At 44.3% G+C, this 21827-nt stretch carries 17 protein-coding genes; 6 read left to right on the forward strand and 11 right to left on the reverse strand.

Features of this window, described 5'->3' with window-relative positions; translation table 11 throughout:
* Positions 1-37 precede the first annotated feature (37 nt).
* A complete protein-coding gene (locus tag ACRAD_RS03010) occupies positions 38-598 on the reverse strand; it encodes a hypothetical protein (RefSeq protein ID WP_005016053.1) in 561 nt (186 codons plus the stop codon).
* An 86-nt stretch (positions 599-684) separates the two neighbouring features.
* A complete protein-coding gene (gene yccS, locus ACRAD_RS03015; protein WP_005016050.1) occupies positions 685-2856 on the reverse strand; it encodes a YccS family putative transporter in 2172 nt (723 codons plus the stop codon).
* A gap of 138 nt (positions 2857-2994) precedes the next feature.
* On the opposite strand from yccS, the gene ACRAD_RS03020 reads away from it, so the two are divergent.
* Positions 2995-4203, forward strand: a complete 1209-nt coding sequence (locus ACRAD_RS03020) for a multidrug effflux MFS transporter (RefSeq protein ID WP_005024846.1) — start codon at positions 2995-2997, stop codon at positions 4201-4203.
* 44 nt (positions 4204-4247) lie between these two features.
* Here ACRAD_RS03020 and ACRAD_RS03025 read toward each other — a convergent pair whose 3' ends face one another.
* Complete coding sequence (locus tag ACRAD_RS03025; RefSeq protein ID WP_005024848.1) at positions 4248-4952, reverse strand: nitroreductase; 705 nt, start codon at positions 4950-4952, stop codon at positions 4248-4250.
* Between the two features lie 386 nt (positions 4953-5338).
* Here ACRAD_RS03025 and ACRAD_RS03030 point away from each other — a divergent pair, with 386 nt between their 5' ends.
* From ACRAD_RS03030 to ACRAD_RS03040, 3 genes are all read left to right on the forward strand, one after another.
* Entirely contained in the window at positions 5339-6679 is a 1341-nt protein-coding gene (locus ACRAD_RS03030; RefSeq protein WP_005024850.1) for a DcaP family trimeric outer membrane transporter, read from the forward strand.
* Positions 6680-7291: 612 nt separating this feature from the next.
* On the forward strand, positions 7292-8527 hold the full coding sequence (gltS, locus tag ACRAD_RS03035) for a sodium/glutamate symporter (protein ID WP_005016037.1): 1236 nt from the start codon (positions 7292-7294) through the stop codon (positions 8525-8527).
* Between the two features lie 92 nt (positions 8528-8619).
* Entirely contained in the window at positions 8620-10095 is a 1476-nt protein-coding gene (locus ACRAD_RS03040; RefSeq protein ID WP_005024851.1) for an alanine/glycine:cation symporter family protein, read from the forward strand.
* 38 nt (positions 10096-10133) lie between these two features.
* On the opposite strand, the gene chrA is transcribed toward ACRAD_RS03040, so the two are convergent.
* Positions 10134-11342 carry a chromate efflux transporter gene (gene chrA / locus ACRAD_RS03045; RefSeq protein WP_005024853.1) on the reverse strand — a complete coding sequence of 403 codons (1209 nt, stop codon included), beginning with the start codon at positions 11340-11342 and terminating at the stop codon, positions 10134-10136.
* 136 nt (positions 11343-11478) lie between these two features.
* On the opposite strand from chrA, the gene ACRAD_RS03050 reads away from it, so the two are divergent.
* Positions 11479-12483: a patatin-like phospholipase family protein gene (locus ACRAD_RS03050; protein ID WP_005016034.1), complete on the forward strand. Its 1005-nt coding sequence runs from the start codon at positions 11479-11481 to the stop codon at positions 12481-12483.
* 557 nt (positions 12484-13040) lie between these two features.
* Here the strand turns inward: ACRAD_RS03050 and ACRAD_RS03055 are convergent.
* The 7 genes from ACRAD_RS03055 to ACRAD_RS03085 are packed head-to-tail and all read right to left on the reverse strand — an operon-like array spanning position 13041 to position 20983.
* Complete coding sequence (locus ACRAD_RS03055) at positions 13041-13694, reverse strand: CoA transferase subunit B (protein WP_010700113.1); 654 nt, start codon at positions 13692-13694, stop codon at positions 13041-13043.
* Between the two features lie 2 nt (positions 13695-13696).
* Positions 13697-14404 carry a CoA transferase subunit A gene (locus tag ACRAD_RS03060; RefSeq protein ID WP_005024856.1) on the reverse strand — a complete coding sequence of 236 codons (708 nt, stop codon included), beginning with the start codon at positions 14402-14404 and terminating at the stop codon, positions 13697-13699.
* 29 nt (positions 14405-14433) lie between these two features.
* The gene (locus ACRAD_RS03065; RefSeq protein WP_005024857.1) at positions 14434-15339 is read right to left on the reverse strand and encodes a hydroxymethylglutaryl-CoA lyase; all 906 of its coding nucleotides are present in this window, start codon (positions 15337-15339) and stop codon (positions 14434-14436) included.
* Positions 15336-17327, reverse strand: a complete 1992-nt coding sequence (locus ACRAD_RS03070; protein WP_005024860.1) for an acetyl/propionyl/methylcrotonyl-CoA carboxylase subunit alpha — start codon at positions 17325-17327, stop codon at positions 15336-15338. The genes ACRAD_RS03065 and ACRAD_RS03070 overlap by 4 nt, the downstream gene beginning before the upstream one ends.
* 41 nt (positions 17328-17368) lie before the next feature.
* Complete coding sequence (locus ACRAD_RS03075; RefSeq protein ID WP_005024862.1) at positions 17369-18160, reverse strand: enoyl-CoA hydratase-related protein; 792 nt, start codon at positions 18158-18160, stop codon at positions 17369-17371.
* 9 nt (positions 18161-18169) lie between these two features.
* Complete coding sequence (locus tag ACRAD_RS03080; RefSeq protein ID WP_005024864.1) at positions 18170-19777, reverse strand: carboxyl transferase domain-containing protein; 1608 nt, start codon at positions 19775-19777, stop codon at positions 18170-18172.
* Between the two features lie 33 nt (positions 19778-19810).
* On the reverse strand, positions 19811-20983 hold the full coding sequence (locus tag ACRAD_RS03085; protein ID WP_005024866.1) for an isovaleryl-CoA dehydrogenase: 1173 nt from the start codon (positions 20981-20983) through the stop codon (positions 19811-19813).
* A gap of 153 nt (positions 20984-21136) precedes the next feature.
* Between ACRAD_RS03085 and ACRAD_RS03090 the strand changes: the two genes are divergently transcribed.
* Positions 21137-21769, forward strand: a complete 633-nt coding sequence (locus ACRAD_RS03090; RefSeq protein WP_016801191.1) for a TetR/AcrR family transcriptional regulator — start codon at positions 21137-21139, stop codon at positions 21767-21769.
* Positions 21770-21827 lie beyond the last annotated feature (58 nt).

Consider the following 21827-nt stretch of genomic DNA (forward strand, 5'->3'; position numbering starts at 1 on the left):
TAAGCAGGAGGTTTTTTAACTCTGAATTTTAAAATACTCAGATGGTTTTAGGTTCACCCACCGCTTCTTTGAGATGCTTGCGAATAACGGCAAAAGAGAAATTCTTGCTGTCCATACGCTTTGGCAGGATATATGCACCTGGCTGATCTTTTACTTTAAAATTCATCAGAATAAAGTCCGGCGCATCATACCATTCATAAACATCTTTCCAGCCGATGGTTCCTACACCTTCCTGCATACCCATTTTCTGGCGCATAACAATGCCATGTGGCTGAACGCCCAAACGAATTCCCTTGATTTCCTGAACCGGAAATTCAGTCATTTTGCGCTTAACATACCACTCCAGACCATATTTGCGTACCAGCAGGTAAAGCGCTACACCAACCAGAGCTACCCAGCAGAAAATGGTTGAGTAGTTTTTAAGAAAGATAATCCCCAAAATAGCCAGAACGGCAATTACGCCCATAATGGCCCAGGCTTTCATACCGATCTTGTTGGTACTACGCCAGATCAGCAACTGAACCTGACGCTGTTCGGCTTCTGAAACTTCGTAATTGACCGGCTGTAAAGTATAGCTATAAGTATTTTTCGCGTTCATAGTGCAAATAATGAATGGTAAACTCTTCAAAGTTTAGCATTAATTCTGCCCGTTCAGGGAGTATATTGTGCCAATTTAAGACTGAATTACAAGGAAGCCAATTCGGTCGCAGCATTATCCTGCTCATTGCTAAGGCTTTGCTTGAGCGTACTGAGCTGTTGCAAAATACTGAGCATTAGTGAAAGTTGTTGCAGAATAATCAGAGACTTTTGATCTTCTTCATGATTTTGTCTGAGACGTTCGCGAGTTGCAATGAGTATATTCTGGGCACTCAGGTCTGGTGTCTCATCACGTAACAGAGCGCCGCGTATGTCATCTAAAGCCTGATCTAGCAGTTTAAGAATCTCTTGGTCTTTTACCTGTTCCCGATGAGCACCTAATGCTGCGATGTAACTTAAAAAGGTATGGCTCAGACATAAAAATTCGAATGCCCGACTTTTCTGTAACGGATCAAAATCGGGTTCAGTTGCCAAGGTAGAAATGAGAGATGCCATTTCAGCATCGGTATTGTGCGCGCTACGGCGAACAATCCGATAGGTTAAACCATTGTTACGGCCCTCATGATATTGCTGAACGACTTCATTTAAATAGTCGCACTGTGCACTGAGTGCTCGCTGAATACTGCGTGGCAATCGGCGAAATTTCCAGTCAGGCCAGATAAAGCTGACACCGAACCATGCCAGCGCGCAGCCGATTAGGGTATCTATCATACGCGGTAAGGCGGCGGTAAATCCCATTCCGTCCAAGTTGAAGTTGATAAGGGCTAAGATGGTAATGAATGCAGTAGCTTGGGCATATTGTTTACTGCGCAGCTCAAAAAACAGAACGCCGCTTAATACCAGTAAACAAAGCTGGCCTTCTATTGAAGGTACAAAATATAAAATGGCATATCCAATAATAATACCGACCAGTGTACCTACAATACGCAAACGTAAGCGGCGCTTGGTAGCATTAAAGTTGGGCTGGCTTACAAATAGGGCGGTGAGCAAAATCCAGTAACCATATTGAATATTGGTGAGTTGTACGAACACATACCCTATAAACAGTACAATTGATAAACGCACAGCATGGCGAAACAGGACAGATTCTGGTGTCAGATGCTGCTTGATACGAATTACAATATCATCCCAGCCTTTTAAATCATCATCTTTAAGCTGGTTTTCAAGGTATCTGCTTCTTTCAACTACATAACGTTCAGTTTCAACATTACGCAGCTGGGCATCAATCGATTTTAGGTTGCGATACAAGGCAAACAGTGCATTTACCCAAACCTGATCATAATACTGTTCGTCCCGCAGCTTCTCTAATGAAATACGCAGGTTTTCAAATGCATGCTTGAAGCGGCGGTTATGCTGGTACGTCGTCCGCTTTAAAATACTTTCACCCAAGTCTTTACAGGCCTTGCCCTGAATAGTGAGAATGCGCTGAAAACGAAACAAGATGTCACTATGTTCAAAGATTTTCGCAAGTTTCTGATAGTCAATATGAGCTGAGTCAACCCGCTCATGAATATCTTGGGCCGCAAAATAATAGTGCAGACTGCGACGGGTATCACGTTGACCCCGGTCACCTTTTAATCGGGTGAGCAGGGCAGTTTTCATTTCATTGAAAATACCCACAAGCTTGCCGTTTTCAAGTGACAGGTCAATCATACTTTGCTGATAGCTGTCGGATGTCATATCAACATCAAACAGGGCAGATTTGGCAAACAGGAAATCACCCAATGCCGAATAGCATTGGGAAAGTTTATCCTGTACCTGACGTACTGGAAACAGCAGGAAACTGATGGTGGAAATCACTCCATACCAGACTGCGCCTGCGACCAAGAGCAAAGGCTGGTTATACCAGTGATCAAACAGGTGTACTCCCAGCATTGAGTAAACTGAAATAACCAGACAGCCATATGAAATAGTGGCATAACGCCGGCCCAGAGAACCGAGCAATATCCAGCCAATACAGGAAATGATCAGCCCGATTGCAAACAGGACTGGATAGGGAAACAGAAACTGGATGGAAGCAGCCGTGATAAAGAACCCGATATAGGTATAGACCAGATTCATAATCCTGACTGAAAAACGGTCATCAATATCACTTAGTGCAGCCGCGACTACACCTAAAGTTAAAGGAATGGTCGCCAGTTGCTGACCCAGCAGATAAGGCACAAATGCGGTTGCAGTAAAGGCAATAATCATGCGCACGTTATACATGAAGGACGTATTGTACGTGGCCTGCTGAACACGGGTAAGCCAAGCTTTCAATCGACACCTTTTTAAGAACAGGTTGTATAAAAATTATTCAAAGGCACTGCATAATGTGAAACTTCACGAATCACTATGACAAATCATACTATGGAGCGTGTAAGCTTGTCTTTAATCTTATAAATTCATCAATCATCTATGGACCTATCCAAGGATAATAGCCGTTCGCACTACAGCTTGCCGTGGCTGATGCTGCTGGCCTCGCTGACTGCTTTAGGCCCGCTTTCGATCGACATGTATCTGCCGGCTTTACCCGGCATGGCAGAGGAATTTGGCGTCAGTACACAAATGGTGGCCAATACCTTGCCAGCCTATTTCTTGGGACTTGCTGTCGGGCAGTTGATTTATGGTCCGGTCAGTGACCGTATTGGACGGAAAAAACCTCTCTATTTTGGTTTGCTTCTGTACGTCGTGGCCAGTCTGCTATGTGCATTCGCTACCAGTGAATGGAGCCTGATTTTCAGCCGAATATTACAGGCCCTAGGCGGATGTGTGGGTGTTGTGATTGCCCGTGCTGCAATCCGTGACCGGCTGGATGTTCAAGCTTCTGCACAGGCTTTTGCCAGTATGATGATTGTGATGGGAATCGCACCTGTCATGGCACCGGCCTTAGGCGCCTGGCTCCTCATCTATTTTGAATGGCATGCTATTTTCGTTGCCTTAGCTCTGATTGGGATAATTTGCTGTATTTGTGTCGCCTTGTTTTTTAAGGAAACCCTGCAACCTGAACGTCGTTTAAAGTTAAGTGCGAGACAGGTGCTCAGTTTATATAAAACAATTTTTCAGGATAAAAGTTTTCGTGGTCCGATGGTGATTGGCTGTTTTACTGGCGCAGTACTGTTTTGCTATATCAGTTCAGCTGCATCCGTCCTGATTGATCAATATCATCTAAGTCAGCAGCATTTTGCCTATGCTTTCGGATTTAATGCCGTAGGGATTACCCTATTTTCATCCATTAATAAACGCTTGGCCCGAAATATGTCGATCATACAGCGTTTAAAGCTTGGTGGAATTCTCCAGTTAATGGGTGTTTTTATTCTGCTTGGTGCAGGACTGTATGACGATACTGCACTTGCTATTGTGATGTCAGGTCTGTTTCTGGCTGTCTCGGGTATTGGTTTTACCGGACCAAATGCAATGGCCTTGGCGATGGCCGAGCAGGGCAGTCGCGCCGGTACAGCCAGCGCAATCATGGGGAGTATGCAATTTGCCTGTGGCCTGCTTGGCGGATTAATCCTGAATTTTCTGTTCTGGAGCCCCCTGCTAAATATGGCACTGGTAATGCTGTTCTTTATCGTAATTGGTGTGGCCAGTATATTTAAAAGCAGAAACTCTCTAGCTCTTTAAGGATTAAAGTTAAAGGCATCTATATATAAAAGATCTCTTGTGGTTTAATCCAGAAAAACTGCAAAATTTTTTACCGGTTCGCGTGGAGTAATAAACGTATTAACCAGTGCTTCTGGGTCGGCGTAGCCTAGCGCAACTGCGCAAACCAGTTCTTCATCTTCCGCAGCGCCCAGAATTTCTAAAACCAGAGGATGAAAATGATTCCAGACAGCTTGCGGGCAAGTATCTAAACCGCGAGCTTTAGCGGCAACCATCACATTCTGGATCATCATGGAAATATCCATCTTCGACCCGATTCCCATAATTTTGTTAACGGTAAAAAACAGACCAACTGGTGCATCGAATAGTTTGAAATTACGTAACTGCTGCTCAGCCATTTTTTCTTTTTCTCCTTTTTGAATGCCTAGCAAACCATATAGTCCCCAGCCATTCTCACGACGCCGGTCAATAAAAGGGGAAATCCAGGTAGAGGGATAGTAGGCAAAAGTTTCTTTATATTGTGCTGCCAGTTCTGGATGTTGACTGCTTTCAATCTGAGCCTGACATACGGCTTCAACTAGAGCATCACGCTTTTGGCCATAAACAACATATACTTTCCAAGGCTGAGTGTTGGTACCGGAAGGCGCATAGCTGGCTACTGAAAGAATATCCCGAATCAGTTTTAGGTCTACTGGAGTGGATAAAAATGCGCGGACTGAATGACGGGAGGTGATGGCTTCATCGACATGGCGAACTTGCTCAGGGTTCATAAAAATACCGGGTTCAGGCTGATTTATAGTTACTTCTACTATATACAATAGTCTTATAAATAAAATAATAGCTTTATATACCGGTTTATAACCTTAAGAATAATAAGGTATTTGTGTTTTATATCACGAAAAACGATCGTAAATTTAAAAATAGACGTTAAAACTGATTTTAATAACAAAGAGAACTTGTTACATTAGCCCTAAATAATACACATTATGTTACTAACAACGGAATTTTAGCGTTTTTATTTTAATTTTTGTAAGCATTTAAGTGCAGTACTTTTAAAAGAGTTTGGCAGTACTTAAGGAATAGCATAATTGAACTTGCAGGCTGACCTGGCCAACCTTGCACGGATGCGGACATAATAATATTTCTGGAGATTAGGATGAGCAAAGTATCTAGCCGAAAAGCTTTTCTGCCACAGGGACTCGCGGTTGCAGTTGCTGCACTGATGATGAACTCGGCACATGCCATGACAGAACAACAAGAGCTTCAACAGCTTCGTGCTGAGGTTAAAGAACTCAAAGCATTGATTCACCAGCATTTACCTCAAGCTTCCAATCAGGGACAAAATACTGTAGCAAGTTCTTCAGCACTGCAAGCTACACCTCAAGTTGTACCTTTATCTCAGCAGTCTGGTAATAATGCCAGCCCGCCGGCACCTGCTACGCCTGCAACCGGTTTAACAGCCCGCACAGCAAATGGGGCGGAAGTTAAGCTTTACGGTTTTGTCCGTGGTGATGCAGCTTATCAGTTTGAAGGTGGAAGAGGGATCTTTAACCGCATTAATACAGTAACTCTGGACAATGCGTCAGATAAGGAAGCCACTGAAGATCGGTTTGATGCAACTGCGACTACTACACGTATCGGAGTGGATTTTAAAACTCCAATCCAGGGTGCAGATATTGGGGGTAAAGTTGAAGTCGATTTCCGTGGTGGAAGCAACAATGACACAGTACGTATTCGTCATGCCTACCTGACTTATAATGACTGGCTGTTTGGTCAGACTACTTCTTCATTCCTTTCTTCTGAAACCACACCAGAAATGTTGGACTTTAATGCACCGCTTGGTATCGGAACCTACCGTACTCCAATGGTACGTTATAGCCATACTCTAGATGCCAATACCCGCTACTTCCTGGGTCTGGAAAAAGGTAATGATGATAACCGTCTGCCAGCAGCTACTGCTAAAATTAACCATAAATTTGCTGATGGTGCAGGCGTAGTAACTGGTCGTGCGCTGTTACAGGAAGTGCGCGCGAGAGCTTTAAATAGCACAACAAATCAACCAGCGCCTTATTTCGATGAAACAGAATTAGGCTGGGGTCTGGCAGTGGGTGCCAACTTTAAACCAACTGACCAGTTAACCTTAAATGCTGATTATTCTCATGTTAAGGGTGATGACAAGTTCCTGCTTTACACAGAAAACCGTTATACCCCTGAGGGCGATGGTATTGAGCTGAATGAATTTAATGCTGTGTCTTTAGGCGCGACCTACAAGTTCACACCGCAGTGGCGTAGTACCTTGGGCTACGGCGCAATATTCTATGATGATGCAACTGGCTCGCAAAATGATCAGCTACAACAAGGCTGGTTAAACGTAATGTTTAATCCGGTTAAACCAATCACTTTTGGTGCTGAATATGTGTATGGTGAGCGTGAAACCGCTGCCGGTGTAAAAGGTAAAGATAATCGCATTGGCATGATGGCTAAATACGATTTCTAAATCATTGTAAATAAACTAAAAACTGAGGCACATGCCTCAGTTTTTTTATATTCAAATAAGAATTTTTCTTATATTTTCGACTAATTCAAATAAAAATGAAGTAAAAAGGTCAGACTAAGGTCGTAGATAAATTTGCAATCCCCCCAAGACATCCCTTAAAAAAAACTGCATAATCAGAAAATTTTTTAATCTGTACACCCAAGATAATTTAACTTCCATCGAGTCAACTTCTAGGTAGTATTCTATAGAAGAACTCATTCAACAGTTTGGAGCTTATAATGAGTTTATCTCTCAGTATTAAGCCTGTTCAGCAGTTTCAACATGTATTTACCCATACATTAAAGTTGCTGTGTTTTGCATCCCGGATGGGGGTCCAAATGCAAAGGCCATGTTTCTTCAATATAAGGCAAGATGTAATACAGTCGAGTTTTGATACTTTCCGTTCTTAGATAGAACAGTTCATGTATTCTTAACTTAAAGACGCGATACATTCTTGTGATTACAGCATGCTTTAATTTATTTGAAGTAAAGTTGCCTATAGATTATAAAATCGGCATTTTATATAAAATAAAGTATGAAGAAAGACATTAGCCATATTTGATGGATCTTCTTATGGAATTTACCTTTAATGCGTTTTACACGCTTATTGCAGCAGTAATTGTTTTACTTCTTGGCCGCTTCCTTGTAAACAAGATCGGTTTTCTGAGTCGTTATAACATTCCCGAACCTGTGGCCGGTGGTCTGGTTGCTGCGGTAGTCTCGTTACTTGTGCATTCCCTCTGGGGTTACAGTATTACTTTTAGCAGTGAATTACAGACCAGCTTCATGCTGATTTTCTTTGCTTCCATTGGCCTAAGTGCCAACTTTATGAAGCTAAAAGAAGGTGGTATCGGTTTGGTGGTATTCCTGATCTGTGTTGCTTCATTTATTGTAGTACAAAACGCAGTCGGTATGAGTCTGGCCAGTTTGCTGGGGGTTGATCCGCTGATCGGTCTGATAGCAGGTTCAATTACTCTGACCGGTGGGCATGGTACAGCGGGTGCCTGGGGCGAAATCCTGGAAGTTGAACATGGTATTCAAGGCGCACTTGCTCTGGGGATGGCCAGTGCAACATTCGGTCTGATTATTGGCGGTATTATTGGCGGCCCATTGGCTAAACTTTTAATTAACCGATACAACCTGTCTCAGCCACGCACCGTGCGTCAGATTAATGATCGGGATACACATCCTGCACCCGATTTTCCCGAGCTTGCACCTTTTGAAAATCCGCATCAGGTACGCCTGATTACTGCTGACAATGCGATTACGACCTTGGGCATGTTCGCTGCCTGTCTGGCCTTTGCTGAGTTTATGACAGGTTACAGTAAAGGTACCTGGTTTGAACTGCCAACCTTTGTATGGGCCTTGGGCGGTGGGGTAGTTCTGCGTAACGTTCTAGAAAGTATATTCAAGGTTGATATCTTTGATCGTGCAATTGATGTCTTTGGTAATTCTTCACTGTCACTTTATCTGGCTATGGCACTGCTGTCTTTAAAACTGTGGCAACTGGCTGATCTGGCAGGCCCACTGGTAGTGATTTTAGGCGCACAGACTTTAACTATGGCATTGTATGCAGCTTTCATTACTTTCCGGGTAATGGGCAAGAATTATGATGCCGCAGTACTGGCTGCTGGCCACTGTGGCTTTGGTATGGGCGCAACCCCAACAGCGGTTGCAAACATGCAGGCGATTACCAATATGTATGGTCCATCACATAAAGCCTTTTTGATCGTACCATTATGTGGTGCTTTCTTTGTTGACCTGATCAACGCAACCGTGATTCAGCTGATTCTAAAATTCTTTGCTTAACAGGCATTCATAAAAAAGTCCCCCTCATACGGGGCTTTTTTATTGAGGTTGAAGTCGGCGATATTTTACAAATTTGAGTAGCAAGAGATTGTATGGATGAACAACTAAATACCCGTTTAATGGCTTGGGTAAGTTTCTTTAATGATCCTTTATGGGATTTTTTGGTGGTCTTTCTGGTGGTGGTTGGAGTGTTTTATACACTTCTAACCGGCGCAGTTCAGATTCGCCTATTCTTACACAGTATCCGTGTAATGAAGGGCAGCCGTAAAGAAGGTGACGATCAGCATGGTATTACCCCGTTTCAGGCTTTTGTTACGGGTCTAGCGAGTCGGGTTGGGGTAGGGAACGTTGCAGGTGTCGCAATTGCAATTGCAATTGGCGGTCCGGGCGCCGTATTCTGGATGTGGTTTACTGCATTTCTGGGGATGAGTTCAGCATTTGTTGAGTCCTCATTGGCACAGCTATTTAAAGTACGTGATCATCAGAACCAGCAATTCCGTGGCGGGCCAGCTTATTACATTACCCAAGGTTTAAAGCAGAAATGGTTAGGCGTTGTATTCGCACTCTCTCTTATTTTAGCTTATGGCTTTGTATTTAATGCAGTACAGGCTAACTCGATTGTAGATGCAACTGCTCATGCCTGGGGCTGGGACCGTGCAAATGTTATGCTTGATCTGGGTGGACTGGGTTTTGAAGTTTCTTGGGTTGGCGTAGTACTGGTCATTATGACCGCAGCAATTATTTTTGGTGGAATCAAGCGTATTGCGGTCGTGGCAGAGCGTATGGTGCCATTAATGGCTGTGCTCTATCTGGCAGTTGCACTTTATATTGCCATAATAAATTTCAGTATTCTTCCAGATATATTCAAACTGATCTTTACTGAAGCCTTTAAGTTTGATGCTGCTGCGGGTGGTTTTTTTGGTGCAATGGTATCGATGGCCATGATGCAGGGTATCAAACGTGGCCTGTTTTCAAATGAAGCCGGCATGGGTTCTGCACCGAATGCTGCAGCTGCTTCAGATGTAAAACATCCGGTAGACCAGGGGCTAGTACAGATGCTTGGGGTATTTGTAGATACCTTTGTAGTGTGTTCATGTACTGCGATTATCATTCTGGCTTCCGGTCTGTATCATGAAGCAGGTTTTGAGGGCGTTACGCTCACCCAGATGGCATTGGTCAGTCAGATCGGTAGCTGGGGTGATGATTTTCTGGCCCTGATTTTATTCTTGTTTGCTTACTCTTCTATTATCGGGAATTACGCCTATGCTGAGAGTAACGTTCAATTTATCAATAATCAGCCAAAAGTCATGTTTGTATTTCGTCTTCTGGTACTGGCAATGGTATATTTTGGCGCGATTACCAGCGTACCACTGGTCTGGTCAATGGCGGATCTATCCATGGGCTTAATGGCAACAATTAACCTGTTTGCTATTTTACTCCTGACGCCTTTCTTGCGAATGTTATTGAAAGATTATAGCTCTCAGCTTAAAAAAGGCATTAAGGAGCCGGAATTTAAAATAGATAAGTATCCGGAACTCAAGAAGAAAGTCGATTCAGATATTTGGTAAAACTTGTTTAAAGCTCCTTGCGAGGAGCTTTTTTATGATCAGAAATAAAGTGAAAATAAAAAATAGCCTAAACATGAGAGTGGTAAACTCAATAGAACCGGAATTTTACTGTTTAGTAAAGCAATAACAAGTCCAACAAAAATTATATCACTCCAGTGCTGGATACCTTTTTGTCCGAGCTGCACTACCATCGCCAGCAGTAAACCGACTACTGCGGCATTGATTCCATAAACTGCAGCCTGAATTTTTGTCTGCCTTAATAAGATAGACCAGTAAGGCAGTGTTCCGAAAATCAGTAAAAATGAAGGGAGGAAAATGGCGGCTGTAGTAATCGCTGCATTAATTAATGGAGAAGAAGTAACCGGTAAGAATGCACCCAAGTAAGAAGCAAAAGTAAATAAAGGTCCAGGTACAAGCTGTGCAAAGGCATAACCTAGTTCAAAATTTGATTCTTCAATTAGTCTGGACGTTACCAGTTCCTGGTATAAGAGAGGAAGCACAACATGTCCTCCGCCAAATACCAGTGAGCCTGAACGGTAAAAACTTTCAAATATTTGTACAGCAAAAGAAGGTGCCCACCATTGTATGATAAAAAGTAATATAAACAGGCTAACAAATATCAACAGCCAATAATAGGCACGAAAGGGTGTAGAGACAGTCTTTTGTATTTCTGACTGATCTTTTACAACTATTGGTACAGCAAGTTTCGCTGTATGAACGCAGTATAATCCTGCCACGCCACCCAAGATAATCACCAGCAGCTGGCTCATGGCTAGCGGTATAAAATAAATAATAAGGGCTGAAGCCAGCATCAAAATAAATTGCCAAACCGTACTACAGAAGTTTTTTAACATTTGCCAGAAAGCAAAAATTACGACGGCCAGTACGACGAGTTGTACTGTATGAAAAACTGATGAAGAAAGCCAGGAAGACAGGGAAACACTCAGTAGTGCACAGCCCAGCATTAAAATTATAGAGGGTAAGGTGAAACCAAGCCAAGCCAGAAGAGCGCCCCCATAACCCCTTTGTAAGTAACCGATACCGAGTCCAACCTGACTGCTGGTAGGGCCGGGAAGAAGCTGGGCTAATGCGACCAGTTGCGTATATTCATCGCTGGTCAGCCAGCGATATTTTTCAACAAAGGTGCGGTGAAAAAAGACCAGGTGTGCAGCTGGTCCTCCAAATGAGGTACAACCCAGTTTTAAAAAAATAAGAAAAATAGTGAGATACTGAACAGATAAATTCATGATCGATATTCTTCTCACAAATGGCTTGAGTTTAGAGTCCAATCATGACAATTTAAATAAATTTTATACAGCAATTTCTGAAATGTACTTCTACAATTCCTTTTTCAGAAAAATAACTCAGATCTCTCAAGTGCCCATGAAACAGCTCACATTCTGCTTACTCTGGATGAGTCTGGTCGGCCTGACCGGCTGCCAACATTTTAAAACATCTGAGCCACAGGCTGCACAGATGGTCACTGATGCACGGGCACAGTTTGAAAAGGTTCCTTTTGCTCAGATTAAAACAGTAGAGCAGCGGCCAGTTGTGGCTTTGGTCTTGGGTAGCGGCGGTGCCCGGGGCTATGCGCACATAGGGGTAATTGAGGTTCTGGAGCAGCAGGGAATCCGTCCAGATTTTATTGTGGGAACCAGTGCAGGCAGTATTGTAGGTTCTATATATGCCAGTGGAAAATCTGCAAAAGAGCTGCGGAGTATTGCTCTTAATATGAAAGCCACCGATGTACGCGATATTACCCTGGATATGAAAGGCTTTTTTGATGGTAAGAAAGTTGAAGACTATATTAACCAGCAGGTTGATAACATGCCGCTGGAAAAAATGAAAATACCTTTTTATGCAGTAGCCACTGAACTCAAAGAGGGTGCCCGTACTGTATTTAACTATGGAAATACCGGACAGGCAGTACGCGCATCGGCATCTATTCCGAGCATGTTTATTCCTACCCGTATTGGTGATAAAGAATATGTTGATGGGGGACTGACCAGTCCGGTGCCGGTTGAGGTGGCACGTGATCTGGGCGCTGATATTATTATTGCAGTTGATATTCTGGCACAGCCCACTCATACCGAAACTTCAAATGTCTGGGGTCTGTTTAATCAGAATATTAATATCATGCAGAACCGGCTAGCTAATGAAGAGTTGAAGTATGCTGATATAGTAATCCAGCCTGACTTACGTGAAAAAGCCCATATTTTTGATGTGCGTGGACGTGAAGCCAGCATGCAAGCTGGTCGGGAGGCTACCTTGGAAAAACTGGAAATGATTGAACTGGCTATTGAGACTAAACATAACAACCAGCAGAGAGACGACCAGAAAAATCTTACTGCGCTTAATGATACGGCTGCTGTCAAAACTAATAGGTAAAAAAAGAGCCCCTGGTTGGGAGCGAGAGTGAAGGGGCCCTAAATGGGAACTAAGAAAGCCATTATCTGACTTTCTTATCCCAGCTGAGGAGAACAATGACCTTGAGATCTCTGGAGTGAAATAAAAGGGTCATTGATAAGCTCATGATCAGTTTGCAATATGCTTGGCAAACTGTATATTGAAAAATGCAACTAATTCGAGAACTTATGTAAACATTGTCAGTATAAATGCAGGCTAAATAAAAACTTTTATAAGTATTTAATTTATTTATAAAATTAGCTGACTAGAGATAATTTTTATATTTTGTAGAAATTATAGGCAATTTTATAGATTGATTTAAAAGAGAATAATTCTTATTATTTGGATTCCTTGCTTATATGTAATATAAAAAAAATATATTATAGATACACTCTTAATTTTTTTTTACAAAGTTTAACACGTCCTTAATAGTTAATTATTCACTTTAAATTTATATCCTAATTGAATTAAATTTTTTAGTTCCCAAAGCTTATTAAAGTGGCTGTTTACAACCACTTTAAAATTTGTATTCAAATATTTTAATCTGCCAGTTCTGTAGAAATTGTATTGATGAGCCTGACTCCGGTTACAGCCTGAATATCTTCAAAACTTACCTGTTCAGTCAGTTCAATCAGCTCGATTCCCTGTTCGGTGACATCCATCACACCAAGGTCAGTAATAATCCGGTGGACTACACCTTTACCTGTAAGTGGCAGGCTACACTGTTTTACAATTTTTGGTGTTCCATCTTTCGCACAGTGCTCCATCAGCACTACGACTTTTTGTACACCTGCAACCAGATCCATAGCTCCGCCCATGCCCTTAACTTTCTTGCCCGGAATCATCCAGTTGGCCAGATCTCCCTGTTCGGAAACTTCCATTGCCCCTAAAATCGCAATATTGACGTGTCCACCACGAATCATGGCAAAGGATTCAGCACTTGAGAAAAATGCAGCGCCGGGCCGGGCTGTTACGGTCTGCTTACCCGCATTGATCAGATCAGCATCCACCGTTTCTTCAGTCGGAAACTCCCCAATCCCCAGTAAACCGTTTTCAGACTGGAGCCAGACATTGACCTGTTCTGGAATATAGTTGGCGACCAGGGTCGGCAATCCAATACCCAGGTTGACATAAAATCCGTCTTCAAGCTCCTGTGCGGCACGCTGTGCCATTTCATTACGTGACCAAGCCATATTTATCCCTCCGCCGTTTTCAGTGTCATCTGTTCAATCCGTTTTTCAGGTGTGGCATTGAGTATAATACGGTTAACATAGATTCCCGGCAGGTGAATAGCATCCGGATCCAGCTCACCAATCTCGACAATCTGTTCAACTTCAGCCACAGTAATTTTTCCGGCCATGGCACAGACCGGATTAAAGTTCTGCGCGGTTTTGCGAAAGACCAGATTCCCGGCTTTGTCGGCTTTATAGGCTTTAACCAGCGATATATCGGCTGTCAGTGATTCTTCCAGAATATAGGTTTTGCCGTTGAACTCTCGCTCTTCCTTCCCTTCAGCAATGAGAGTGCCTACGCCGGTCTGGGTAAAAAAAGCGGGAATACCAGCACCGCCGGCCCGCAGTTTTTCGGCCAGCGTACCTTGAGGGGTAAGTTCAACTTCAAGTTCACCACTCAGGTATTGACGCTCGAATTCTTTATTTTCTCCAACATAGGATGAAATCATTTTCTTGATCTGACGGGTAGTCAGAAGCTTTCCTAAGCCGAAGTCATCTACTCCTGCATTATTGGAAATACAGGTCAGGTCTTTTACTCCGGTTTCTTTTAGAGCTGAAATCAGAGCCTCAGGAATACCACATAGGCCGAATCCGCCTACAGCAATCTGTTGACCATCCTGTACAATATCTTTTAACGCATCGGATGCTGAGGGATAAACTTTATTATTCATAGGACCTCATCCTTAATTTTTTATAGACTTTATACTGTGCAAAGTTTTTGTTTATAGGCCTGTGCAAATTTAGACGGATTAGGCCGATGCAATACCTCTGCAATATAGTCTGCGGCTGCCATCAGTTTTTCGAGCTGTATACCCGTATCAAAACCCATCTGGCTAACCAGATAATAGACATCTTCAGTTGCAACATTACCTGAAGCACCTTTGGCATAAGGACAGCCACCAAGTCCTGAGATTGAAGAATCAAAGCTACGGATTCCTTGCTGAATCGACTCATAGATATTAGTAATTGCCATGCCATAAGTGTCATGAAAGTGCCCAGCTAGAGCTTCTTTTGGCAGGAGTTCAAAGCATTCTTTCCAGACTGCGCGAACCCTTAACGGTGTAGCGGTTCCAATAGTTTCACCTAACGATACTTCATAACAGCCCATGTCATATAAAGTCTTTGCAACTTCTGCAACTTTCTGAGGGGAAATTGCACCCTCGTAAGGGCAGTCCACCATACACGATACATAACCACGCACCCGAATATTATGCTGTTTGGCCTGTTGTATAATATCTTGAAAACGTTCAAGGCTCTCCTGAATCGAACAATTAATATTTTTCTGAGTGAAGCTTTCTGAGGCTGCCGTAAAAACTGCAATTTCCTGACACTTCACCTGAAGGGCGGCTTCAAAACCTTTCAAATTAGGAGTTAGCAGACTCAGTGAAATATCATCCTGTTTCGGGAGCTGTGCATAAAGTTCATCACTGTTAGCCATTTGTGGAACCCACTTTGCCGATACACAAGAGCCCACTTCTATCGCTTTAATCCCCGTTGCCATCAGGCGAGTAAGAAACTCGTAACGCTGCTGAAAAGTGATCACACTTTTTTCATTTTGCAGGCCATCACGTGCACCGACTTCAACAATCCTGATACTTTCATTCATGCAGAGGCCTCCGCTTCAATACAGAAATCTAGCAATTCATCACCGGCAGCGACCTGATCACCCGACTGGAAGAACAGATTGTTAATGATACCGTCCTGTGGTGCCCGGATGGTATATTCAATTTTCATAGCTTCCAGTGTCATGAGCGGTTCATCTTTTTTGACCTGAGCAAACTGCTCTACCAGTACCTGAGTAATAATGCCTGGCATAGGTGCCTTAAGATTACCTGCTTCTTCAGCCTCACCTTCTACATGGGCATACGGATCAATAATTTCAAACTCATAGGGTTGTGCCTGTTCAAAGAGCACCAGACTTGAGTCACACTTTACAAAGCATAGCTTATGTTGATGATTATCTATCTGGAGATGGGCTGTATTAGATGCAGTCAGTTCGCCAGAAATTTTATAATCTTGATTATAGACCTTGACCAGATAGCCCTGTTTTAAGATAGCCAGTTCAATATCATAAATTTCCTGCTGATGGCGTAACTGAACATGGGTTTTAGCCTGCTGGTTCAATCGCCAGAAGTTAGGCTGTTGCCAAGGATCATGCGGCAGGGAGTGCTTTAACGTCTGCTGAAGCAGATGGAGGACAGCAGCTTGTGCCAGTAGAGATGGTTTAATCTCAGGCTTTGAACTGAACAGCTGGATATTTTCACGCTCGATCAGTCCAGTATCTAAGTTTGGCTGGCTAAATGATCCAGTTCCCACCAGACGGTGCAGGAAAGCTACATTATTACCCACACCCTGAATATAAAAGTTTTGCAAGGCATGCTGCATCTGGCGCAGTGCATCCTGACGGGTTTTGCCCCAGACAATCAGCTTGGCAATCATCGGGTCATAAAAACTGCTGATGCTGTCGCCCTGAATAATGCCGCTATCTACCCGCACATGCGCATTCTGCTGTGGGTATTGCAGGAAATGAATTTTACCAATCGAGGGTAAAAAGCCATTATCTGGATCTTCTGCATAAATCCGAGCTTCCAGGGCATGACCTTGAATAGAAAGATCTGCCTGAGCTCTAGGTAGAGGCTCACCATAGGCAACCCGTAGTTGCCACTCGACCAGATCCTGTCCGGTAATCATTTCAGTTACCGGATGTTCGACCTGCAGGCGAGTATTCATTTCCATAAAATAAGCTGTACCATCCTGCTCGACAATAAATTCGACTGTACCGGCACCTACGTAGTTAACAGCACGCGCGGCGTCAATTGCAGCCTGGCGCATGGCCTCAAGTTTTTCTTCTGGCATCAGCGGAGCAGGGGCTTCCTCCAGAACCTTCTGGTGACGGCGCTGTACTGAACAGTCACGCTCAAACAGATGAACATAATTGCCATGCTTGTCACCAAAAACCTGAACCTCAATGTGTCTTGGGCGCGTGACATAACGTTCAATTAATACATCTTCATTACCAAAACTTGATCGAGCTTCGCTCTTGCATGAGGTCAGAGAACTTAAGAAGTCTTCACTGCGTTCCACCAGACGCATGCCTTTACCGCCACCACCTGCACTGGCTTTAATCAGCACCGGGTAGCCAATCGCATCGGCCTGCTGTTTTAAAAAATCTGGCTCCTGATTTTTGCCATGATAACCTGGTGTCAATGGCACACCGGCCTCTTCCATGAGTGCTTTAGAGGTAGCTTTTAGACCCATTGCCCGGATTGCTTCCACCGGCGGCCCAATAAATTCGATACCATTTTGCTGGCAGGCCAGTGCAAAATCATCATTTTCAGATAAAAAGCCATAACCCGGATGGATGGCTTCTGCACCGATTAGCAGTGCTGCTTCTATAATCCGTTCAATTTGCAGGTAACTTTCACTGGCTGGGGCACGACCAATACAGATGGCTTCATCTGCCTGTTTAACATGCTGTGCCTCGGCATCAGCTTCAGAATAAACCGCAACAGTTTGAATGCCGAGTTCCTTGGCAGTACGGATGACACGACAGGCAATTTCACCACGGTTCGCAATTAAAATTTTCTTAAACATAATCCTTTATCCTGCTTTTTATGATTTTGTGGAAAATGGCCTTAAGCGCACCAGTGCGGTGTACGTTTTTCCAAAAAGGCACTCAGGCCTTCTTGTGCCTCTTCGCCCAGCCGTAATCTTGCAATATGAGCTGCGGTCTGCTGCATAAGTTCAGCAGTCAGTTCCTGTTCGGCTACAGTGTCGATCAGTTGTTTGGAAGCCGTTTGTGCCTGCGGACTACCTAATAGCAGCTGTTCAATTATTTGTTGAATGCCTGTATCCAGTGCTTCGGCACTATAGACTTCATGAGCCAGTCCGATGGCTTTAGCCTGCTGTGCTGAAAGCCGCTCAGCAGTTAAAAAGTAACGTGAAGCCTGACGCGCACCAATGGCCCGAATCACATAGGGACTGATGGTAGAGGGAGCCAGTCCCAAACGTACTTCAGAGGTTGCAAACATTGCGTTTTCGCTGGCAATACATATATCACAGGCCGAGGCCAGGCCTAACCCGCCTCCTAGTGCTGCACCATGCACACGGGCAATGGTGGGCTGTCTAAGATGAGCCAGTTTATGCAGCATGGTGGCCAGCTTCATGGCATCCTGCTGGTTCTCTTCACTACTAAAATGACGGGCTGCTTTCATCCAGTTCAGGTCTGCGCCAGCAGAGAAATTTTTGCCGCGGCCTGCCAGTATCACCACACGAGTATTCACGTTTTGCTCTAGCGCATCAAAACACTGGCTGAGCTCGGCAATTAATTGTGCATTAAAGGCATTGTGCAGTTCTGGACGGTTTAGCCAGATATAGGTGGCTCCATTAGGCTGCTCTTCAATTTCAATCAGTTCAAAATGCTTCATGAATCTCTCCTACATGCGGAATACGCCAAAATGGGTTTCTTCAATTGGAGCATTCAAGGCCGCGGACAAACTGAGTGCAAGTACCTGACGGCTTTGTGCAGGATCAATTACCCCGTCATCCCACAGTCGGGCAGAGGCATAATAAGGATGGCCCTGGCGCTCGTACTGTTGTCGAATCGGATTTTTGAACTCGTCTTCCTGCTCGGCAGTCCAGTTTTCGCCTTTGCTCTCAATGGCATCGCGGCGTAAAGTGGCAAGAACACTAGCAGCCTGCTCGCCACCCATGACCGATATACGTGAATTAGGCCATGTCCACATAAAACGTGGTGAATATGCGCGGCCACACATGCCATAGTTTCCGGCCCCAAACGAGCCGCCGATTACCAGCGTGATTTTAGGAACTTTGGCTGTAGCAACTGCCATGACCAGTTTGGCACCATGTTTGGCAATTCCTTCATTTTCATACTGGCGGCCAACCATAAAGCCGGTAATATTCTGAATGAATAGCAGTGGAATTTTGCGTTGTGTACACAGTTCAATAAAATGCGCGCCTTTCTGGGCAGATTCGGAAAAGAGAATGCCATTATTGGCAATAATTCCAACTGGCATACCATACAGATGAGCGAAGCCTGTAATAAGCGTAGTTCCAAACCGTGCCTTGAATTCATCGAAGCGTGAACCATCAACAATTCGTGCAATGATTTCCCGTACATCAAAAGGTTTGCGGCTGTCACTCGGAATAATGCCATATAGCTCTTCGGCATCAAATAATGGTGATTCAATCTCTTTTAGCTGAAGCTGTGCTGCTTTTTTCCAGTTCAGGTTGGCTACAATCCTGCGGGCGATTCCAAGTGCATGCAGATCATTTTCAGCCAGATGGTCGGCAACACCGGAAAGACGGGTATGGACATCGCCACCGCCGAGATCTTCGCTAGTAACCACTTCGCCTGTGGCTGCCTTGACCAGTGGCGGGCCACCCAGAAAAATTGTACCCTGATTACGCACAATAATAGTTTCATCCGACATGGCCGGTACATAGGCACCCCCTGCGGTACAGCTGCCCATGACCACTGCAATTTGCGGAATGCCTTTGGCAGACATCTGTGCCTGATTATAGAAAATCCGGCCAAAATGGTCGCGGTCTGGAAATACTTCATCTTGGAGAGGCAGGAAAGCTCCACCCGAGTCTACCAGATAGATGCAGGGCAGCCGGTTCTGCTCGGCAATTTCCTGGGCCCGAAGGTGTTTTTTGACTGTAAGCGGATAATAGGTACCGCCTTTAACTGTGGCGTCATTGGCAATAATCATGCACTGTACATCATGCACCTGACCAATACCGGCAATTACACCGGCAGAAGGTACATCATTGTCATACAAGCCATAGGCAGCCAGCTGACCAATTTCCAGAAAAGGGCTGCCTGTATCTAGAAGGCGTTCAATACGCTGACGTGGTAGCAGTTTACCCCGGGCCAGATGTTTTTCTCGGGCTTTTTCTCCACCACCCAACTGGATTTTGGCAGCCAGCTGGTTTAGGTCATCGACCAGTTCCTGCATAGCCTGCTTATTCTGTTTGAATTCTTCACTACGGCTATTCATCTTGATTGCAATCTGGTTCATGGCAGTCATCCTTGTGCATTAAGGTTAAAGGGATCAGGCTGTTTCGTTGAACAGCTCACGGCCAATCAGCATGCGTCGGATTTCTGAAGTGCCGGCACCGATCTCATACAGTTTGGCATCGCGCCATAAACGCCCTGTAGCAAAGTCATTGATATAACCATTACCACCTAAAGTCTGAATTGCTTCACCGGCCATCCAAGTGGCTTTTTCAGCTGAATATAAAATGGCGCTCGCTGCATCTTTACGCAGAGCACGGCCATGATCTGCACGGTCACAGGCTTGACCTACGCTGTATACTAGAGCCTTGCAGGCCAGCCAGGTCGAATACATGTCGGCAATTTTGCCTTGCATTAACTGGAACTCGCCTAGTGCCTGACCGAACTGCTTACGTTCATGCAGGTAGGGCATTACAATATCCAGACAGGCATCCATAATGCCAAGTGGGCCGCCGCTTAGTACAGCACGTTCATAATCAAGTCCACTCATGAGTACCTTGACACCGTTACCCACTCCACCCAGTACATTCTCGGCAGGTACTTCACAGTCATCAAAAAACAGAGGGTAAGTGTTAGAGCCGCGCATCCCCAGTTTGTCCAGGTGGTGGCCATGACTAAAGCCTTTCATGTCTTTTTCAATTAAGAAGGCCGTCATGCCTTTGGCACCTGCCTGCAGATCGGTTTTGGCATAGACCACCAATACGTCAGCATCACCGCCATTGGTGATCCACATTTTTGAACCATTTAATACATAGTGGTCGCCTTTCTGGTCAGCACGAAGTGTCATACTTACCACGTCCGAACCAGCATTCGGTTCAGACATTGCCAGCGCTCCTACATATTCACCAGATACCAGTTTTGGCAGATAACGCTGTTTCTGTGCTTCAGTACCATGACGGTGAATCTGGTTGATACAGAGATTAGAATGTGCACCATAAGACAGGCCAATAGATGCACTGGCCCGCGAGATTTCTTCCATGACCAGAATGTGTGCCAGATAACCCATATTACTGCCGCCGTACTCTTCAGAAACGGTCATGCCCAACAGGCCCATGTCACCCATTTTCTTCCAGAGTTGCGCTGGAAACAGATTATCCTGATCGGCCTTGGCCGCAAGAGGTGCCACTTCCTTTCTGGCAAAGTTCTGAACCGATTCCTGTAGGGCCTTTAGGGTATTATCTATTCCAAAATCAATTGTTTGTAAATTCATTCTCTACCATCCTGTAGAACTGTATTTGTTATTTCGCAGCTATATTTGTTGTGACCTGAGTTCACAATACAATTATTTTTTAAAAAAGTGAACCTTTATTCATAAAATGATTTATAATTCATTTTAAGGCGTGAAGTAAATAATATTTTTCTTATGAACTATAAAAGATCTTCTCTGATGGAAGAACGGATGGCGCAGAACCGGCTGGCCATTTTACAGGCTACACGTGACCTGACTGCTCGTGGGGGATTTAAAGATGCCCAGATTAATGCCATTGCAGAACTGGCCGGTATTTCAAGCGGTCTGGTCTACCGTTACTTTAATTCAAAAAACCAGTTACTGGTGGAAGTCCTGACCGACGCTGCCATGCAGGAAATCCGCATTCTTGAGTCCATTTACCGGGAAGACCTGCCGCCAAAAGAAAAACTGTTTAAGGCAGTTACAGCCTTTGTAAAACGCGCACTTACCGGACCGCAGCTGGCTTATTCACTCATCTTCGAACCGGTGGATGTGGCTATCGAAATTGAGCGTGTACGGGTTAAACAGCTAATCAAGAATGCCATTATTGATATTTTGAAAGAAGGGCAGGAAAGTGGAGATTTCAGTTTTGACGATGTCAATACCGCAGCCCTGTGTATTGTTGGCGCCATGACTTTTGCTGTAGTCGAGCCGATTGACCCGGCTCGCCGTAAAAAGTTTGATAAGCAGGACTTTGTCCGTTATGTAGCCGAGTTCTGTCTGCAGGCAGTCGTTCGTGTACCTCAACCGGTACAAGGAGAAAATTAACATCTAAATATGCCTGTTGTATGGATAAGAAAGAACTGAACAAAGAATTGCACATAAA

The sequence above is a fragment of the Acinetobacter radioresistens DSM 6976 = NBRC 102413 = CIP 103788 genome (assembly GCF_006757745.1).
Classification (GTDB): domain Bacteria; phylum Pseudomonadota; class Gammaproteobacteria; order Pseudomonadales; family Moraxellaceae; genus Acinetobacter; species Acinetobacter radioresistens.

What these genes read in the sequence shown, in the direction of transcription:
- ACRAD_RS03010 (WP_005016053.1), bottom strand. Translation starts at nt 598, where the DNA reads ATGAACGCGAAAAATACTTATAGCTATACTTTACAGCCGGTCAATTAC.
- ACRAD_RS03020 (WP_005024846.1), top strand. Translation starts at nt 2,995, where the DNA reads ATGGACCTATCCAAGGATAATAGCCGTTCGCACTACAGCTTGCCGTGG.
- ACRAD_RS03025 (WP_005024848.1), bottom strand. Translation starts at nt 4,952, where the DNA reads ATGAACCCTGAGCAAGTTCGCCATGTCGATGAAGCCATCACCTCCCGT.
- ACRAD_RS03030 (WP_005024850.1), top strand. Translation starts at nt 5,339, where the DNA reads ATGAGCAAAGTATCTAGCCGAAAAGCTTTTCTGCCACAGGGACTCGCG.
- gltS (WP_005016037.1), top strand. Translation starts at nt 7,292, where the DNA reads ATGGAATTTACCTTTAATGCGTTTTACACGCTTATTGCAGCAGTAATT.
- ACRAD_RS03040 (WP_005024851.1), top strand. Translation starts at nt 8,620, where the DNA reads ATGGATGAACAACTAAATACCCGTTTAATGGCTTGGGTAAGTTTCTTT.
- chrA (WP_005024853.1), bottom strand. Translation starts at nt 11,342, where the DNA reads ATGAATTTATCTGTTCAGTATCTCACTATTTTTCTTATTTTTTTAAAA.
- ACRAD_RS03050 (WP_005016034.1), top strand. Translation starts at nt 11,479, where the DNA reads ATGAAACAGCTCACATTCTGCTTACTCTGGATGAGTCTGGTCGGCCTG.
- ACRAD_RS03055 (WP_010700113.1), bottom strand. Translation starts at nt 13,694, where the DNA reads ATGGCTTGGTCACGTAATGAAATGGCACAGCGTGCCGCACAGGAGCTT.
- ACRAD_RS03060 (WP_005024856.1), bottom strand. Translation starts at nt 14,404, where the DNA reads ATGAATAATAAAGTTTATCCCTCAGCATCCGATGCGTTAAAAGATATT.
- ACRAD_RS03065 (WP_005024857.1), bottom strand. Translation starts at nt 15,339, where the DNA reads ATGAATGAAAGTATCAGGATTGTTGAAGTCGGTGCACGTGATGGCCTG.
- ACRAD_RS03070 (WP_005024860.1), bottom strand. Translation starts at nt 17,327, where the DNA reads ATGTTTAAGAAAATTTTAATTGCGAACCGTGGTGAAATTGCCTGTCGT.
- ACRAD_RS03075 (WP_005024862.1), bottom strand. Translation starts at nt 18,160, where the DNA reads ATGAAGCATTTTGAACTGATTGAAATTGAAGAGCAGCCTAATGGAGCC.
- ACRAD_RS03080 (WP_005024864.1), bottom strand. Translation starts at nt 19,777, where the DNA reads ATGAACCAGATTGCAATCAAGATGAATAGCCGTAGTGAAGAATTCAAA.
- ACRAD_RS03085 (WP_005024866.1), bottom strand. Translation starts at nt 20,983, where the DNA reads ATGAATTTACAAACAATTGATTTTGGAATAGATAATACCCTAAAGGCC.
- ACRAD_RS03090 (WP_016801191.1), top strand. Translation starts at nt 21,137, where the DNA reads ATGAACTATAAAAGATCTTCTCTGATGGAAGAACGGATGGCGCAGAAC.